This is a genomic window from Rhizobium bangladeshense, from assembly GCF_001662075.1.
Taxonomy (GTDB): domain Bacteria; phylum Pseudomonadota; class Alphaproteobacteria; order Rhizobiales; family Rhizobiaceae; genus Rhizobium; species Rhizobium bangladeshense_B.
The window spans coordinates 1-523 of record NZ_LYPL01000118.1 but is presented as its reverse complement, the minus strand read 5'-3'; the positions used below and the strand labels follow the sequence as shown (position 1 = coordinate 523).

The window sequence follows — 523 nt, the reverse complement described above, 5'->3', positions numbered from 1 at the left end:
CGCCACCGAAAGCGTCTACGGTCACGTGCGCTCGCTGGAGACGACATCGGCCGTAATCGAGGGCATCAACCGGCTGCGCGACGATCTCCTGATCGACCACCGCGTCCATGCACGCTATGAAATCACCAATGTCGGCGCCGCCCCCGCACTCGAGCGCCTGCTGAATGCCGATCAGATCGACATGGTTTCGCTGACCGACCACACGCCGGGCCAGGGCCAGTACAACAACCTGCAGAGCTACATCCTCAGCATTTCGGAGCGCCGCGCCATCTCCGAGGAAATGGCCGCCGAGATCGTCGCCAAGCGCATCGCCATGCGCAACAATCCCGAGATCGAAGCCAAGCTGAAGGAGATCGTCGCGCTGTCGCTGAAACACAAGCTGTCGCTCGCCTCGCATGACGATGACAGTGTCGAGAAGGTGGCCGAGATGCATGACCTCGGCGTCACCATCAGCGAGTTTCCGGTGACCGCCCCTGCAGCCGAAGAGGCCCGCCGGCGCGGCCTCTGGACGTTGATGGGCGCG

1 pseudogene is annotated in these 523 nt (G+C 63.5%); it reads left to right on the top strand.

The features are described from left to right. Positions 1-523: pseudogene (locus A7X77_RS31770) on the top strand (alpha-D-ribose 1-methylphosphonate 5-triphosphate diphosphatase); the annotation flags it as partial.